Source organism: Comamonas sp. 4034 (assembly GCF_050434545.1).
GTDB lineage: Bacteria > Pseudomonadota > Gammaproteobacteria > Burkholderiales > Burkholderiaceae_C > Comamonas > Comamonas odontotermitis.
In genome coordinates, this window is record NZ_JBNDIT010000008.1 from 173,551 (window position 1) to 187,206 (window position 13,656).

Here is a 13,656-nt window from a genome sequence, read left to right on the forward strand (position 1 = left end):
CTGCCATGTTTCTATGGGATGTTTCTTCTGAATCTTGGGAGGCCTAAGCACAGCCCAAACTGATTCATGATCAAACTAACGCAGTACGAACGTTACCACAGATAGAGGCAAAGCACAAGCATTTAACGCAACAGCTTGAACATTCGCCCGCAATGGGCTGAACGGCAGGCCCTCACATGGTCAATCAGCGCCTGGGTGGTCTTGCAGACAGGCTCCTTTCGGAACTTCTCGCCTTTGCACTTGGGGCATGTGTGCTCCTTTTCCTTCCTGACCACAACCCCAGCCCCTTGGCAGACCCTGCAACGAGGATCAAGCAACCACTCGACCGCCGCAACAATGGCATCCGTCCCGCCTGCCAATCCCTTGCTCTCCATGTGGTGCAGCAGCGCGGCATACACCCGGGTCATATCCTCCTTGGTCGGCTTGGAGATCAGGCGCAGGTAGTGGGCAGCCATATTGCGGGCGCTCATGCCACTGGCCTTGATCACATCGACCTGACCAATCTTGTGGGGCTCGTCTGCCAGGCAAGAGGCCAGCGATGCGGATAGGTAGCGTTCTTCAATCATCAGGCTCTCTCTTTCTTCAATTCGTTGGTCTTTGCTCTGTACTCGTTGCGGAGGGCTGTCAATTGATCCATGTCGTAATGCTTGGCTGGGTGCGGGCCGTTGAGCCAGTCAACTAGCTCTTGTCCCTCAATCTCTGCCAGGTTCGCCTCAAAGCTCGCCGCTACGGTGTATCCCTTGCGGGCGTACTTCCCTGAGCCCGCGTTGCAAGACTTGCATTGCAACCAGATATTCAAGGGCTCAAGAGCTAGTTCTGGATATGCTCCCTTGCTCTTGAAGTGGCCTCCATCCCAGTAGCCTCCAGGACGCCATGGGCCGGACTCCACCTCTTCACGAGAACGCTTGCAGCTAATGCAGCCCCGACCCTTAGCCAACTCTTCTAGACGGCGGAAGGCTTGGATTGCTACCTTCGCCTCTGCCAGCACCTCATTGCGGGTCTTCAACGCTCCCTTGCGGCGCTTGGTTTCGGCTCGCTCTACCTTTGCTGCAGCCCGGGCGCGCTTGGCTTCCTCTCGCTCCTTCTTGGCGGCTTGAGCCTCTGCCCACGGCTCGATGCAGTCGGGGTGGATGCGCTGGCCTGTTTCAAGCTTGGCTTTGCAGTGGGGGCAGCGGGTTCGCTTGAACGTCAAGTCACCACCTCCATCACGGCAACGCCAGCTGCGTAGGCCTGCCGCACCATATCGGCAGTTCCATTTCCACCCGGGAAGGCAACCAATCCATCAATGCCACACGCGACCATCTCAGAATTGCGAATTGGCCCAGCTCGCCGACCATGCTTATTCCAGGCCGCAGGAAATGCCCGAATCTGAACGCCTTGGACAATAGCCCATGCAGCAGCCAAAGAGTCGGCCCCTGATGCGTCACCATGCACAAGCAGCGTCACTGGACGCTTTGAATGCACGCGATCCAAAGTGCTAAACACTCGCTCACGGTCTTGGTAGTCTCGTCCGCCACAGACGCACAGCACAAAGCTAGTCATCCCAACCCTCCATTGCTTTGAACTGCACTCCATGGGTCGCGCCAAAGGCGTAGAGCCATTCAATGAAAGCAGCGCCAAGCTTTTTGGTAAAACCGCGAGACTGCGTGCCCAACACCACGATTTCTTTATGCAGTCCGCGCCCCATACGCAGGTCGCCGAACTTCGCCCATTCGTCTGCCAACTCTTCTTGTGTCTCAATCTTGAAAGCTGAGATCAAGATGCGCTTTGCATCGTCTGGATCGGACAAGTCGCCGCCTATGTGTGCCGCGATCTGCGCAATCAGCCCGTGGTAGTGCCGGTTCTGCGCATCGCTGCGCTTCTCTGGCCGAATCTCTAGGGTGAGACGGCGTCCGTCCTTGATCCAGCCCTTGACCACCGTCCAGGCATGCAGGATTGCGATGTGGGCTTGGTTGGTCTCCCACAGGGAAAGGCTGATGCGCTCAGTCATCGCGCACCTCCAGTCAGCCAGTCTTGGTACGCATCTGCCGGGGTGTATCCCAGGCCGACGAACCCGCGCAGCGCCGACACCAGGGCGCAGTGCCAGATGCCGTTGCTCTTGATCAGTTTTGGCTTCATGCGATCTCCTTCACTGGTACTGGCGCCCATTGCAGGGTTTCGTCTTCGCCGTCGTTGTCTCGGATAGGGCGGAGCTGCGCATCTCTGATTACGTTGTTCTCGAACCCTGCGATATTGGGAAGCATTGTGTCGGTCTCCCATGTGTCACAAAGACCAAATCCATTCCACCTTTTTCCTCCCGGAACAAGCCGTATACAGCGAACAATTTTTCCCTCGTTGCCAGCAAAACTCTTGATGACAATCGCCAAATCTCCAGGTTTGCAGTTCATCCCCTCACCCCTTCCTGTTTGCACTTTCCACAGCCCATGCACCCTGCTTTGCCAGCCGCCTGATTTCCGCCTCCGAGTGGCCGAATTCCAGCCACCTGGCCAGAATCTCCCGGCACCGCTGAACCTTGGCATCTCGACCGATCAGCAGAACCCGCTGCGTGCACTGGATTGCTCTTGCTCCACACCACAGGCACGCTGGGTTGAACATGGATCTCTTCGCCGGGTCGGCTTGGTGCTTTGAAATTGCTTGGCATTGGGCGCAGCTCATTCATGCCATTGCCTTTCCATACTTGCGGATGAACTTTCCAGCGAAGCAGACCATGTAGCCCGCCTTCTCCTTGTGCTTGAACTCACAATTCCAATCGTCCGAAGTGCCAGAGACCAAGGAATTGACCTTCACAATGGCACCGCTTGGGAGCGTGTAGATTTGGTGCTGTTTGATCATTTCTGCTCCTTATTGCGGTTGCGATAGCTGTCCCAGGTGAACGGAATGACCGCCCCACCGTCTTCACGAAGGCGATCCATGACACGCTCTCCGAGGTATGCGGCCACCTCATGCTTGTTCAGGTTGGACAGGAAGATGGTTGGGCGGCGCTTCTCGTAGCGGTCGTTCAGCACGTCGAAAAGCATGTTCTTCTCGAAGTCCGAGCCGTACTGCACGCCCACCTCATCAAGGATCAGCAGATCAGGGGCTACCAGCGCCGCAATGGCCTGGGATTCGCTCTGCTCACTGCCCTTAGCCCAGGTGTCCTTGATTGACCGGATGGCGCGCATCACCGTGATGAACAGGACATCGGCCTTTTGAACCTGCATGGCTTTGCGGCCAATACCGATTGCAAGATGGGTCTTGCCGGTGCCGGGCTTGCCGATGAAAACTGCGCTACGGCCCGACTTCATGGTTTTCTCGATGTCGGCGGTGTAGTCCAGCGCAAAGTCCAATGCCTTGCGCTGGCCCTCGTTCTCTACCTCGAAGTTTTCCAAGGTGCGGTCATGGAAGCGCTCGGGGATACCAGCACGGCCAAGACGGGCGATGTGGTTGCTATGGGCAATCCGCGCATACATCGCCTCGCGTTCGCGCTTCTCCGCTTCTTCGCTCTCAGCACGGCAAGTTGGGCACATGGCAAAGCGGCCCGGGATCAGTTGCTTGGCCTGGTACTCGCCGTGCTTGTCGCAGTTGCGAGTTGCAAACACTGGCTCGCCAACTTGCGGGTTACGGGCGGCAAAGTCGTCGGCCCGGCGGATCAAAGATTCGATGGTTTGCATCACAGAGCCTCCACGCCAGAGCCGTAGTCCTTGGCATCAAAGTTTTCAGATTTCGGTGCTCGAGAACCACCAGAAGCAGGCGGTGGCAGGGCTGCAGCGAGCCATTCCAGCGGCTGCAACGGCTTGGCCTTCGCACAGTCACGCAGCTTGTCAATCAAGGCATCGTCACCATGCGCCTTGCGCAGTCCACCAAGGAAGGAGCGGGCCTGCTTTTCGGCAGTGCCAGCGTTGACCAGCATGGAGAGCCCGTAGCCAAAAATGATTTCAGCTGGATCAGTGATCTTTGGCGGCTTGCCGCCCGTAGCTTCAGCTACGGAATTAATAGAAGATGAAGAAGAAGATGAAGGGGAGGGTTCTTTTTGAACATCTTGGGGGGTTTCTAGGGGGGTTATTTCTCCAATGCTTGTCTTAGCTGGACGGCCACCTTTAACCCCGTGAGATGCCCCCTTCTTTCCATGCTCTGCCCCCTTGACGCCATTGGCAGCACGGATGTTCCGAAGCTCTTCATCGCGCACCATGCGACGGCTGAATATGATTCCATCCTCACTGCGGGAGAGAACACCAGCCTCCTCGATTTCACGCAGCAGCTTTGTCACAAGTGCAGGCGTCTCGCCAACGATGCGGGCCAGTTGCGCTGGCGTCATAGCCTTGCCATTGATGGACAGAAAACCATATCGCTCCGATTCGTGCGCAATGCACAGCAGCTCCATCCAAAGACCGCGCGCAGCCAAAGAGCAAGCCGCAAGGGCTGGATCTTTGCGCCAGTCAGCTGGATAGAACTGGAACGATGGGCGTTTTACTGTTGCCACTTTGGGGCTTGCCTCTATGGGTGGGAATTGATAAACTTGCGCTAATGCCATTTGAGTTGCTCACTTACTTGGTCAATGAAGCCCGCACGGTTGCCGCCGATGCGGGTTTTCTCTTTTCTTTCCTGCTTATTCATGGCGTGGACTCCAATTCGGCGACACGGCAAAGATGAAGTAACGCCCGTCCTTGCCTTCCAGAGTCACGAGCCCTTCGCTACGCAGGATTGCCAGTGCATTGCGGACCGTGTTTTCATTGGCGCCCAGGTGAAGCGCCAGACCCTTGCTGGTTTGCTTGCCATACAGGTAGAGGGCGGCAAGAACCCGATCAGCCATGGTCATTTGCTTAGGCTTGATAGGCGTTTTGCTGCAAGACTCATTGGTTTCTTTCTTGCCAAACAGTGCCTGCCAGATGTTCTTGAGGAAGTTCATTTAGATGCTCACCTTTCTGATGCGTTGGGTCTTGAGGGTTGATTCCAGGGCCTTAGCCCCGCTTTCGATGTAGTAGCCGTGGTATCGAGGGTTGCGGCCTACTGACTTGAGGATTCGAGGTGGTTTGAAGTGGGTAGCGATTGATTGCCTGGGAATTGAGAAGAGGTTGGTTTCCATAATTTCTGAGTAACTGAGAAGTACCGAGCTAGTGCATCCAGGAGAAACGGAAGAGTCGTGCAATGGGGGTCATCGCAACACCCTTTTCAAGCCTGTCTTCAAGCTCCAGGAGCATTCGCTTAGCAGCTTCTTCGAATGAAACGCCTTCGCTGAATGCTTTGTTTTTGATAGCGCGAATCTGTTGAGGAGTCGCGCCACTGAGATCCAGAGGCATAGGGAAAATGTGCATGTGATGTCTACATAGGCTTGGGTTGATGAAGTAGCGAAAACCGGGATCAGGCGGTGCACATAGCACCAAAAGACTTCCTGTCAAGCTGGCGGAACGAAATAGGATTTCGCTCATGCTCCATCTCATCAGCAAGCTTCAAGAGCGCATCTCGCAAGGCAACAGCAGTCGATCCACCGTTGGACAAGCGCTTAGCCAGTCGCAACAGCTTTTCCTCTTCCTCTTTGCTGCCTCTCAACATGCAAATAGGAACGCGGACAAGGTCGCGGTTTTCGTAGGCCATGGTGTGTTCTTCCTTTCTCTTAAAAAACACGAAGTTGAAATTGGGTTCGGTACTTGTGACTCAGACCAGCTGTGCCAGGTCTGTGTTTGTCACAGGCAGTGGGATATGGGTGCCTGCCCTTCCTTGAGCTATGCTGGGAGTTGCTACACATCCAGTAATCAGAGCCTTAAGGAGGGCAGACATGAAAGCGAAGAAGTTTTTCGAGGACAACATCAGCCGCCTTTCGCCGCAGGCAGATCCACTGAGCTGGAATCTGAATCACGGCCTAGTTGCGCTTGCACAGCAACAAGAGCAACTCGAAGCCACATTGCTTGCAATGAAGCGTCAGCTGCAAACAGTCGAGCAAGAGATTCGACGGTTGAAATCTCAGTAGCAGTCAAACCCAATTGCCATGAGGCATTGGTTGGCGTGGATGAGCGACGCTCCATCTCCGCTTCTGCACGGGCGGAGTCGATCAAGCCCTTCGTTTCAGCACTGGTGGTGATGCGAATTGCCTGTGCTCCACCGCTGATGCGGCTGTTTACTTGGCGCAGCTCCAGCAAAATCAGCACGAGCAGTTCTTTTTTAGACTTGCACATCAATTCCAGCCACTGCTTGTTGTCCATCGCTGGAATGACGCGCTCGCCAGGGTTGTTGTCTTGGGGGTCAACCATGGGCCACCTCCTTTTGCTTGGGGGTGAGCTCGGGCCAGATCAGCTGCCAGTCGTTGGGGCGGAGGTCTTGGCGAGTGACAGCGCCCTTGGTGGCGAGCTCAATCGAAACGCAGTGCCTAGGCGGCACGGGGCGCAGACCTTTGATCCACTGATTCACCGCTGCAGCTGTCACGCCAAGTTGGCGAGACAGAGCGGCTTGCCCCCCAGCGATTGCACAAGCAGACTGTAGTTGGTTCATGGCAAAACTTTAGCATTGCTAAGCAAAAATAGCAAGCCATGCTAAATATTTATTTCTATAGCATTGCTTTATGCTAAAAATTTGGACAGTTGAAGAAGAGGCCGAACACCTTCGCCAACGCTTTGCGGGGGTGAAAAAGGCCGCTTTTGCTCGCGACTTCAAGGTGCCGGGTGGAGCATCTATGCTGTCGCAGCACTTGAGCGGTCATCGGCCAATGAACTTGGCTGCGGCAACTGCTTATGCAAATGGATTTGATGTAAAGCTTGAGGAAATCAGCCCACGTCTTGCCATAGAAGTGAAAGCGGCTTCCACTGCCACTAGTGGAGCGGTAAGCATCACTTCACTTGCGCCCATCCCAGAGCCTGGCGCGCCTGGAGTCCAGATCCCCCTATTGGCCAATGCTGCGAGCATGGGTCCGGGAGCAGATGTTGAACATGACGATGTACTAATTGGCGCTATCACTGTCTCACCTGAGTGGCTGGACAAACGCATTCGACCAACAGCGTTCGACGCGCTTCGATTCATCCATGCATATGGCGACTCAATGTCGCCAACTTTTGAAGATGGAGACATCCTCTTGGTAGACACAGGCCGCCGAGATCCTTCTGTCGCAGATGGGGTTTACGTTCTCGCAACAAGCAAACGCCTGTTCATCAAGCGTGTCACCGAGAGATTTGATGGCAGCCGAATGGTCTCCAGCGACAATAAGAACGTAACTCTTGTGCAAGAGCTCAATGGAGACCATGAAATAAATGTTCTTGGGCGCGTGGTTTGGGTCTGGAATGGCAGGAAACTTTGATTTGCGAGGGGATATGAAGAAGGTTGCAATAGTTTTGGCTGCTATCACCGCTCTATTGGGATGTGCTGCTAACTACAATGGCGGCATCTCAATTGCTGAGCAAAAGAGGATTGAGGCTGAAGTGGAGGCGACAAGGAATGCTGCTGAAGCTAAGTTTCCACTTTATGTGCAGGCATGCAAAAATGAGTTCCCCGATGCTTGGGACACTCATAATGATGGCATCCAAAATCTCTCTGGACAGTATGCAGTAAACATAGCCATGATATCCAGGGGTCAAAAAATCGTTTGCTCAGTTGGGAGAGATTCGCTTCAGGTAGAGCGAGTTTTCACTGGAGCAAGGACACTGAATCTCAGTGAATACAAAGCGGAATTAGAAAAGAATCCAAAGACGCTCGCGAGGCCGGGAAATGAAGCATATATTGAGCCTGACCCGCCAGAGAATGACCCTCGCCTTTCATATAAGAATGTGAGAATTGGCGACTCAATAGCGCGCTTTAAATTTAAGATACCGCTCTATGCCTGTCGCGAGTCCGCTTGTTCGTTTCTCCAGTCGTCTTGCGAAAGCAGCTTCTCTTCTGCCCCTAGAGCCTCATCTGCAGAGTGCGCGCTAGGCACTTCTTATGGCGGGGCAACACCCAAATACGGGTATGCGACCTTCTCCGAGGGGAAACTTTCATCAGTTTCATTGACTATCAGCACTGACCAAATGGCCGTGCTCGACGCGACCCTTACACAAAAGTATGGGAAGCCGGTCAAGATTGACTCTACACCATTCATGAACAAGATGGGCAACAGCATTCCCAATGCAGAGAAGACGTGGATTGTTGAGGGCGAGAAATTGGTCCTGACTTACCGTTCGTCTGTGGTAGATGAGGGGAAAGTGGAAATATCAGGAAGAGTCGCAGATGCTCAACGGAAGGAAGATCTCGAGAAGCGGCTTAAAGCCAACACTAAAGACTTTTAATTGCCCTCCTCCAACAGCTGTAAGCTACCGTAAGGATTGAACCGATAGAATGTTGTTTTTTGTTACAGCAAGCCGTTGCACAACGGCTTAAGGAGACAACATGTATTTCATGGGAATTGTTTCGATCATCGGAGCTTTGGTTGGCGGCATCACTCTTGTTTTGGGGTTCATGGGTGCGAAGAGTGCTCCACAAGAGGCGGCGGCTGCTGCTATGGCAGTAGCTTTTGCTGTTGTGCCATATGTGATCTTTCGGGTACTGCAGCTTTCAAAGCAGATGAAGGACAGCGAGTCCATTCGGTACTCCCTCGATGCCATCAATCGCCGAGACGAAGCTAACCAGCGCACTCAGTAAATGCTCCCCACCCTCCGCATAGAGAAGATAGACCAAGGCGAGTACCACGGCAGGATCTTGGATGGTCGGGAGCTGCTTGGGGAGGTGTGGCAGTCCACCATTGCTGATGTGATTGGAGAGGCTGCCAGGCACTACCAACCAGCATCAAAGGCGTTCAATGTGTACTACGGGCCTGTGAGTGTGGGGACGACTCTACGAGAGGCCATGCTCTATGACGCTGAGACATTGGCTCAGAGGTTGGTACGGCTGGAGGGCACCGTAGTCCCTTAAAGCAAGAAAGCCCCTGCGGCTGGAGTATCGCAAGGGCTCTCAGGTGAATCGTTGATTTGCACTCAAGGACTCGGCCACAATGTTACAGCCTTCAAAAACTGGCTGCAAGCCCCAAAAACGCCCTCACCGCTCATGGCCTGGAAGAACAAAAATATCTGGAAAGTGTTCTTGAGCTGGCCCGGCTACATCAAGGCAGTGTTTGTTGCCTTTGTGCTGCTCTGGGTGGGGCTGTTCTGCGCGCTGAGGCTGGGGTGGTTTTGAGGGTGTTCACAATTGACCCGCCGTCAATGACGACCTACCTCAGTGAGAACACCCTCCTGTTACAGCTTTGCGAATTCATAAGAATCCATATCAACTGTGCTTCTCTAGGCCATTCCCATGCACACCCATAGAAAAAGACATGCAAGGTAGCCCATTGAGTGTGACCGCTAATCTGATAAAGAAGATTAGCGGAGTGGCATCGGCTTTAGGTCCTCACTGATCAGTTGCTTTCGTATGCCATCCATGACAACATAGGGCTGCATTAATGGATTCTCAAACCGGTATCTATATCGACGGCTTGTGCCAGTCCTTTGCAGTACCGGGCCCTTTATCTCTTCGCAAAAGGCGTTGAGGTGTTGAGCGAAAGCAGGTATCTCATAGTGCTTACCCATAATGCTGCAAAGCGGGGCGCGTACATCAACGGCTGCAAAAAACCCCAGCATGTCAACGTGAGCAAGAGCGCATGAAAGCAAGACCTGCTGGTACATGTTCTCTCGCGGGCTAGTGATCGCCTTGTGGTATGTGCCTATAATGCTTTGCTGTGCTTTTGAGAGGGCAGAGTCGATTGCAGTACGCACATCTGTAGCAATAACCTCCAACCGATTGGTTACTGCTGCACGTTGGGAAGCGTATAGCGCCAAGAGGTGAGTGTAATGTGGCAGCCCTTGCGAAAGTGCAACAATCCTTGACTTCGCTTCATCAGTGATTGTCATTTGACATTGGTTCAGGCCATTGTCAATGATTTTCTCCAGCTCTGGAGGCGACATTCTAGGCATCAAAATCTGAACAAGCGCGCGTTCTATCGAGCGATGCTCCTCGATAAGTGCATCTACAGAATCTGCAACACCAACGAGGATGATAGTCACATCCACTGCGTGGTCAGAGAGCGTTTTGATGGTGTCAGCCAAGAGCGCTGCGGCGTGGCTATCCACAAGTCTGTCAAGCTCGTCAATAACAATTACCGACTTTCCAATCTTGGAGAATAGATGTCTTACATCATCAGGAGTAACGTCTTCCGGTAGATATTGATCTAGAGATATTGTTTGATGCGTGCTAGTGGCATTAAAACCAATTGATAGCTTTGCCCCTTGCGTAACAGAGATCTCGCGGCAAACCTTCTTCCAGAGACCGGAAAAGTCCATGGTGTTGTCGCAATTAATTGATGCCGTTATCAAGCCTGACCCTTGACCAGCCAAAAGTCCCGTAATAACACGCGCGAGAGACGTTTTGCCCACCCCTCTCTCTCCATAAAGAAGAACGTGCTGACCCTTTTGGTTGACAGCATTCAATACGTCCTGTAGCTGAAGAATTCGGCCAGCGAACAATGACTGGTGATCAATGGGGGCGCTAGGGCTGAAGACTCTGGACAGCTCATCCATGCGCTTAATTGTCTCTATGTCAACTCCGCTCATGCTTCCTCCGTGGTGTTTCGATGCATCATTGTCGCACTATTTCAATTTTCCGCCAACTAAATTATGTTCTAGTCAACTAAACTATATTTTGGCCAACAGAGTGTTGCCGCGCTGTTGCGCGGCATCCTTGCTCCCTAAAGGTCGGCTTTTCTAGTGCGCTTTGCCACCCTCGAGGTGGCATTTTTTTGGCCGTGGTCTTACCATCCCCTGTCATGAACGCCACAGAACAGCTTGCTCCAGTCACTGCCACCAAGCGCATGGCAGAGATCCGTGCTGCATGGCGAATCGACGGAAGATTTGACCTGGCGGGACGCCCCATCTTTGCTGGCCTGTGGCATCCAGACAATGCAGAAAACCGTCACACACTCGAGACTATCGTAGAGGTTGGCAATGAGGTGTATGGGGCAGGATCGCATTGGCTAGAAGAGCGTGAAGCCTAGACACTCTGCATCAGCACCGCACAACAGCCTCCGGGCGGATTTTTGTTGCCTGACGCAAAAAAAACTGTACAAATCAACAGTGCTTTGGCACACTTTTCACTGTATATCCAACCAGTAAAGGAGTGTGTCATGGAAGCCATCATCAGCGTGCAACTGCAAGACTGCCCATCGAGCATTGAGTCACAACACCAGCGCCAGGCAGAGGCGCGATTCGAGCGCGAGCTGCGCAAGTCTTTTCCCAACGACGAGGCCCTGAAACGCGCATTCAAGCTGTTCAGCGATGCATCAGAGGGCGGAACCATCTCCAAGGCAGAAGAGAAGGTTGCCGCCACCTGGAAGAACGCCTACGACAAGGCGCGCCAGGCGGGCTTTCGAGACATCGCAGTTGAGGAGGCTTACTTTGAGGTGAAGGTGGGGTGAGCCATGGCGACGACCAAGGAAGAAATATTTGCCCAGATGAGGGCTCCCGATCTTGAGTTGCCAAAAATTCGAGATGTAGGCCTTGCCTACGCGACATGGCTATCAAAGGTTTACGACCTCTTGCCGCCTGAGCATCAAAAGAACGCCATTCTGCTGGGTGCTGTCGTCAATGCTCGTAGCTCTCGACTCATGCCAGTACTGAAGATGGACCAGATCGATGACTGGCTTGAGTACTGTGAGAAGGTGTATGGGAAGCGAGCTACTGCAGCTTAAAGCCCCGCCGGACTCCACAACGCCCACCCTCTGCGGTGGGTTTTTTCATGGGTGTGCTTCTTGCGGTCATGAGGAACTCTTCCAGTGTTAACCAAAAAAATTTAGCAAAGCTGTTGACTTATTAATTTAGCATTGCTAAAGTACACCCATCGCAGCAACAACCGCGAAACGACCGAAGGGGTAGCGATCCGGCCCCTGAACCGACTCGATGCAAGAGGAAGGTCTAGCTCCAGTGGAGCGCAGCTAGTTGCAGAACGCGATCAAGCCAATGACGAGAGCAGCGAAGGAATCCCGTAGCTGAGCAGCCGCCGAGGTCTGCGTCTCTTACCAGGCCGGGGGTGGAGGCAAGCAGTAGCTTTGGGCCGGGACATGAAGCTAGAAAACCAAAGCGCTCCATCGGGAGCGTTTCGTTTTTCTAAGGAGTAGCAATGCTAGATCACGGAGTACTGAATGTTCCGCTATCCAAGCGCGGGAACATCGACAACCAGATTGACCGCTACAAGCGTGAGCAGGCAATGGTGAAGCGCAACGAACTCGACGCGCGGAAGGCCGAATTCGACGCTAAGAAGACCAAGGCATTGGCGTTGATCGCCGAGCTATCTGACGAGCGCGCTAAGGAGTTAATGACCAAGCACAAGCTAACCCGCAAGCAGCTTGAAGCGGAACTTAAGTTCATCGCCCGAACGAACCCGGCTGGACTTCTGCGGCGCGGTATCTAACCCCCGGCGCTCCCCTCTGGGCGACATCAGAGGGAAATCAAAAGGCGATTCAGCGGAGTCGCCTTTTGCTTTTTACAAGGAGTGAGCATGCTGAACATCAATGAGGAAGACCTGAAGAGCGCGATTGTTGAGAAGGCTGCAGATGAACTGCTGAGGCACGACGAAGACCTGAGCGCTATGGTGAACAAAGAAGTGCAGCGCCGGATCGAGAAGATCTTTGTTGACCGCGCTGAAGCACAGATTTCTACCGCAGTGGATGCGGCTGTGCAGAAGGGCTTCGATGTTGAATACCAGCGCGTCAACAACTGGGGTCAGCCAGAAGGCGAAAAGACAACGATCCGCGCACAGCTGGATAAGCTGATCGGTGGCTACTGGACAACGAAGGTGGACTCGCGCACTGGCAAGCCGAGCGACAGCTACAACAGCACAACGCGGGCCGAATACTTGATGACGCAAATCTGCGCCGAGAACTTCTCGGAAGAAATGAAGAAACACGCGACCAACATTGCAGGGCATCTGAAGGATGGTCTCCGTGGCCAGCTGGCCAGCGTCATGGACAACATGCTGAATGACCTGTTCCGCGTCAAAAGCCTTCAGGACCAAGGCAAAGTCACCAAGCCCTACTAACCCCCCAAGCGCCCTACTCAGGGCGTGTTCAATTTATGCGCACAGGCGCGGAAGGATGATGATGGAAGTCCAAACAGCCCGAGTCGTAAAGATCCTGCCTACCAAGATCTGGATCGAGAGCGACTTCTGCGGTAGTAGGCATGTGATGCGGCAACACGAAGGGCATAAACCGGCCCAGTTGGCCACTGTGTACTACTGCTATGGCCATACAGACAACTCCTCCACTCGGAGCATGGCTGAAATGATCGCCAAGGCCCTGGGCGCGATTGATCCAATAGAACACCGAGCCCGAGAGTTCAACCCCAAGGCCGACACATAAGCGACCCAAAAGCATCATTTAAGATGACTTGATGCTTTGGGTACTCATATCCTCGAAAGAGGGGCATCATTTGAGCAATCTGTACTGCTGCAGCAGTAACGATAGACGTTGACTTTGTTGTGTCGAAAGCAACTCGGTCATCGAGACAGCAGGCCACTTACCCTGTTCGGCAGGTTGCCCAAATGATGGTGAATGCGCAGGCTGATGCGCTGCGGGTGGGCCTAAGGTGCTTGCGATCGCAACGACGAGGACGGTTCAACTCCGTCTTGCATCCGAAGCTAACGATGACGCGAGGAATGCCGGAGATCAGCACCGGCCACCATCTTCAATTACGGGCA

23 protein-coding genes are annotated in these 13,656 nt (G+C 53.6%); 8 read left to right on the top strand and 15 right to left on the bottom strand.

What is annotated here, in order from left to right; all coding sequences use genetic code 11:
• Positions 1-122 precede the first annotated feature (122 nt).
• The 14 genes from ABIE32_RS11005 to ABIE32_RS11070 form a co-directional block, all read right to left on the bottom strand.
• A complete protein-coding gene (locus ABIE32_RS11005) occupies positions 123-566 on the bottom strand; it encodes a hypothetical protein (RefSeq protein ID WP_429016046.1) in 444 nt (147 codons plus the stop codon).
• Entirely contained in the window at positions 566-1,192 is a 627-nt protein-coding gene (locus ABIE32_RS11010; RefSeq protein WP_429016049.1) for a recombination protein NinG, read from the bottom strand. The genes ABIE32_RS11005 and ABIE32_RS11010 overlap by 1 nt, the downstream gene beginning before the upstream one ends.
• Positions 1,189-1,575, bottom strand: coding sequence for a DUF2493 domain-containing protein (locus tag ABIE32_RS11015; protein ID WP_429016050.1), 387 nt, complete (start codon positions 1,573-1,575; stop codon positions 1,189-1,191). Before ABIE32_RS11015 ends, ABIE32_RS11010 begins: the two co-directional genes overlap by 4 nt.
• Complete coding sequence (locus ABIE32_RS11020) at positions 1,535-1,990, bottom strand: recombination protein NinB (protein ID WP_429016052.1); 456 nt, start codon at positions 1,988-1,990, stop codon at positions 1,535-1,537. Before ABIE32_RS11020 ends, ABIE32_RS11015 begins: the two co-directional genes overlap by 41 nt.
• On the bottom strand, positions 1,987-2,118 hold the full coding sequence (locus ABIE32_RS11025; protein WP_279586284.1) for a hypothetical protein: 132 nt from the start codon (positions 2,116-2,118) through the stop codon (positions 1,987-1,989). Before ABIE32_RS11025 ends, ABIE32_RS11020 begins: the two co-directional genes overlap by 4 nt.
• On the bottom strand, positions 2,115-2,387 hold the full coding sequence (locus tag ABIE32_RS11030; RefSeq protein WP_429016054.1) for a hypothetical protein: 273 nt from the start codon (positions 2,385-2,387) through the stop codon (positions 2,115-2,117). Before ABIE32_RS11030 ends, ABIE32_RS11025 begins: the two co-directional genes overlap by 4 nt.
• A 268-nt stretch (positions 2,388-2,655) precedes the next feature.
• Positions 2,656-2,832, bottom strand: a complete 177-nt coding sequence (locus tag ABIE32_RS11035) for a hypothetical protein (protein ID WP_429016056.1) — start codon at positions 2,830-2,832, stop codon at positions 2,656-2,658.
• Positions 2,829-3,650, bottom strand: a complete 822-nt coding sequence (locus ABIE32_RS11040; RefSeq protein ID WP_429016057.1) for an ATP-binding protein — start codon at positions 3,648-3,650, stop codon at positions 2,829-2,831. The genes ABIE32_RS11035 and ABIE32_RS11040 overlap by 4 nt, the downstream gene beginning before the upstream one ends.
• The gene (locus tag ABIE32_RS11045; RefSeq protein ID WP_429016058.1) at positions 3,650-4,510 is read right to left on the bottom strand and encodes a hypothetical protein; all 861 of its coding nucleotides are present in this window, start codon (positions 4,508-4,510) and stop codon (positions 3,650-3,652) included. Before ABIE32_RS11045 ends, ABIE32_RS11040 begins: the two co-directional genes overlap by 1 nt.
• Before the next feature lie 75 nt (positions 4,511-4,585).
• Positions 4,586-4,885 carry a hypothetical protein gene (locus tag ABIE32_RS11050; protein ID WP_429016060.1) on the bottom strand — a complete coding sequence of 100 codons (300 nt, stop codon included), beginning with the start codon at positions 4,883-4,885 and terminating at the stop codon, positions 4,586-4,588.
• 205 nt (positions 4,886-5,090) lie between these two features.
• Positions 5,091-5,276 carry a hypothetical protein gene (locus tag ABIE32_RS11055; protein ID WP_429016062.1) on the bottom strand — a complete coding sequence of 62 codons (186 nt, stop codon included), beginning with the start codon at positions 5,274-5,276 and terminating at the stop codon, positions 5,091-5,093.
• A gap of 61 nt (positions 5,277-5,337) precedes the next feature.
• Positions 5,338-5,571 carry a hypothetical protein gene (locus tag ABIE32_RS11060; RefSeq protein WP_429016064.1) on the bottom strand — a complete coding sequence of 78 codons (234 nt, stop codon included), beginning with the start codon at positions 5,569-5,571 and terminating at the stop codon, positions 5,338-5,340.
• A 212-nt stretch (positions 5,572-5,783) separates the two neighbouring features.
• Entirely contained in the window at positions 5,784-6,224 is a 441-nt protein-coding gene (locus ABIE32_RS11065; protein WP_429016066.1) for a hypothetical protein, read from the bottom strand.
• On the bottom strand, positions 6,217-6,462 hold the full coding sequence (locus ABIE32_RS11070; protein WP_429016069.1) for a transcriptional regulator: 246 nt from the start codon (positions 6,460-6,462) through the stop codon (positions 6,217-6,219). Before ABIE32_RS11070 ends, ABIE32_RS11065 begins: the two co-directional genes overlap by 8 nt.
• 70 nt (positions 6,463-6,532) lie before the next feature.
• Here ABIE32_RS11070 and ABIE32_RS11075 point away from each other — a divergent pair, with 70 nt between their 5' ends.
• From ABIE32_RS11075 to ABIE32_RS11085, 3 genes are all read left to right on the top strand, one after another.
• Positions 6,533-7,261, top strand: coding sequence for a S24 family peptidase (locus ABIE32_RS11075; protein ID WP_429016072.1), 729 nt, complete (start codon positions 6,533-6,535; stop codon positions 7,259-7,261).
• 13 nt (positions 7,262-7,274) lie between these two features.
• Positions 7,275-8,225 (top strand): hypothetical protein, encoded by a 951-nt coding sequence (locus ABIE32_RS11080; protein ID WP_429016074.1) that lies wholly within the window; start codon positions 7,275-7,277, stop codon positions 8,223-8,225.
• A 100-nt stretch (positions 8,226-8,325) separates the two neighbouring features.
• Complete coding sequence (locus ABIE32_RS11085) at positions 8,326-8,577, top strand: hypothetical protein (protein WP_429016077.1); 252 nt, start codon at positions 8,326-8,328, stop codon at positions 8,575-8,577.
• Positions 8,578-9,293: 716 nt separating this feature from the next.
• Here the strand turns inward: ABIE32_RS11085 and ABIE32_RS11090 are convergent.
• Positions 9,294-10,520: an AAA family ATPase gene (locus ABIE32_RS11090; RefSeq protein ID WP_429016078.1), complete on the bottom strand. Its 1,227-nt coding sequence runs from the start codon at positions 10,518-10,520 to the stop codon at positions 9,294-9,296.
• Between the two features lie 569 nt (positions 10,521-11,089).
• Between ABIE32_RS11090 and ABIE32_RS11095 the strand changes: the two genes are divergently transcribed.
• From ABIE32_RS11095 to ABIE32_RS11115, 5 genes are all read left to right on the top strand, one after another.
• Positions 11,090-11,380, top strand: coding sequence for a hypothetical protein (locus tag ABIE32_RS11095; protein ID WP_429016081.1), 291 nt, complete (start codon positions 11,090-11,092; stop codon positions 11,378-11,380).
• Between the two features lie 3 nt (positions 11,381-11,383).
• The gene (locus ABIE32_RS11100; RefSeq protein ID WP_429016083.1) at positions 11,384-11,653 is read left to right on the top strand and encodes a hypothetical protein; all 270 of its coding nucleotides are present in this window, start codon (positions 11,384-11,386) and stop codon (positions 11,651-11,653) included.
• A 428-nt stretch (positions 11,654-12,081) separates the two neighbouring features.
• The gene (locus ABIE32_RS11105) at positions 12,082-12,372 is read left to right on the top strand and encodes a hypothetical protein (RefSeq protein WP_429016085.1); all 291 of its coding nucleotides are present in this window, start codon (positions 12,082-12,084) and stop codon (positions 12,370-12,372) included.
• An 87-nt stretch (positions 12,373-12,459) separates the two neighbouring features.
• Positions 12,460-12,999, top strand: a complete 540-nt coding sequence (locus ABIE32_RS11110; RefSeq protein ID WP_429016088.1) for a hypothetical protein — start codon at positions 12,460-12,462, stop codon at positions 12,997-12,999.
• A gap of 61 nt (positions 13,000-13,060) precedes the next feature.
• Positions 13,061-13,318 carry a hypothetical protein gene (locus ABIE32_RS11115; protein WP_429016091.1) on the top strand — a complete coding sequence of 86 codons (258 nt, stop codon included), beginning with the start codon at positions 13,061-13,063 and terminating at the stop codon, positions 13,316-13,318.
• Positions 13,319-13,656 lie beyond the last annotated feature (338 nt).

Coding starts and splice junctions, on each gene's coding strand:
- ABIE32_RS11015 (WP_429016050.1), bottom strand. CDS start 1,575: ATGGAGTGCAGTTCAAAGCAATGGAGGGTTGGGATGACTAGCTTTGTG.
- ABIE32_RS11020 (WP_429016052.1), bottom strand. CDS start 1,990: ATGACTGAGCGCATCAGCCTTTCCCTGTGGGAGACCAACCAAGCCCAC.
- ABIE32_RS11095 (WP_429016081.1), top strand. CDS start 11,090: ATGGAAGCCATCATCAGCGTGCAACTGCAAGACTGCCCATCGAGCATT.
- ABIE32_RS11050 (WP_429016060.1), bottom strand. CDS start 4,885: ATGAACTTCCTCAAGAACATCTGGCAGGCACTGTTTGGCAAGAAAGAA.
- ABIE32_RS11040 (WP_429016057.1), bottom strand. CDS start 3,650: ATGCAAACCATCGAATCTTTGATCCGCCGGGCCGACGACTTTGCCGCC.
- ABIE32_RS11075 (WP_429016072.1), top strand. CDS start 6,533: ATGCTAAAAATTTGGACAGTTGAAGAAGAGGCCGAACACCTTCGCCAA.
- ABIE32_RS11035 (WP_429016056.1), bottom strand. CDS start 2,832: ATGATCAAACAGCACCAAATCTACACGCTCCCAAGCGGTGCCATTGTG.
- ABIE32_RS11085 (WP_429016077.1), top strand. CDS start 8,326: ATGTATTTCATGGGAATTGTTTCGATCATCGGAGCTTTGGTTGGCGGC.
- ABIE32_RS11055 (WP_429016062.1), bottom strand. CDS start 5,276: ATGCCTCTGGATCTCAGTGGCGCGACTCCTCAACAGATTCGCGCTATC.
- ABIE32_RS11030 (WP_429016054.1), bottom strand. CDS start 2,387: ATGAACTGCAAACCTGGAGATTTGGCGATTGTCATCAAGAGTTTTGCT.
- ABIE32_RS11080 (WP_429016074.1), top strand. CDS start 7,275: ATGAAGAAGGTTGCAATAGTTTTGGCTGCTATCACCGCTCTATTGGGA.
- ABIE32_RS11100 (WP_429016083.1), top strand. CDS start 11,384: ATGGCGACGACCAAGGAAGAAATATTTGCCCAGATGAGGGCTCCCGAT.
- ABIE32_RS11005 (WP_429016046.1), bottom strand. CDS start 566: ATGATTGAAGAACGCTACCTATCCGCATCGCTGGCCTCTTGCCTGGCA.
- ABIE32_RS11070 (WP_429016069.1), bottom strand. CDS start 6,462: ATGAACCAACTACAGTCTGCTTGTGCAATCGCTGGGGGGCAAGCCGCT.
- ABIE32_RS11110 (WP_429016088.1), top strand. CDS start 12,460: ATGCTGAACATCAATGAGGAAGACCTGAAGAGCGCGATTGTTGAGAAG.
- ABIE32_RS11115 (WP_429016091.1), top strand. CDS start 13,061: ATGGAAGTCCAAACAGCCCGAGTCGTAAAGATCCTGCCTACCAAGATC.
- ABIE32_RS11060 (WP_429016064.1), bottom strand. CDS start 5,571: ATGGCCTACGAAAACCGCGACCTTGTCCGCGTTCCTATTTGCATGTTG.
- ABIE32_RS11025 (WP_279586284.1), bottom strand. CDS start 2,118: ATGAAGCCAAAACTGATCAAGAGCAACGGCATCTGGCACTGCGCCCTG.
- ABIE32_RS11045 (WP_429016058.1), bottom strand. CDS start 4,510: ATGGCATTAGCGCAAGTTTATCAATTCCCACCCATAGAGGCAAGCCCC.
- ABIE32_RS11090 (WP_429016078.1), bottom strand. CDS start 10,520: ATGAGCGGAGTTGACATAGAGACAATTAAGCGCATGGATGAGCTGTCC.
- ABIE32_RS11105 (WP_429016085.1), top strand. CDS start 12,082: ATGCTAGATCACGGAGTACTGAATGTTCCGCTATCCAAGCGCGGGAAC.
- ABIE32_RS11065 (WP_429016066.1), bottom strand. CDS start 6,224: ATGGTTGACCCCCAAGACAACAACCCTGGCGAGCGCGTCATTCCAGCG.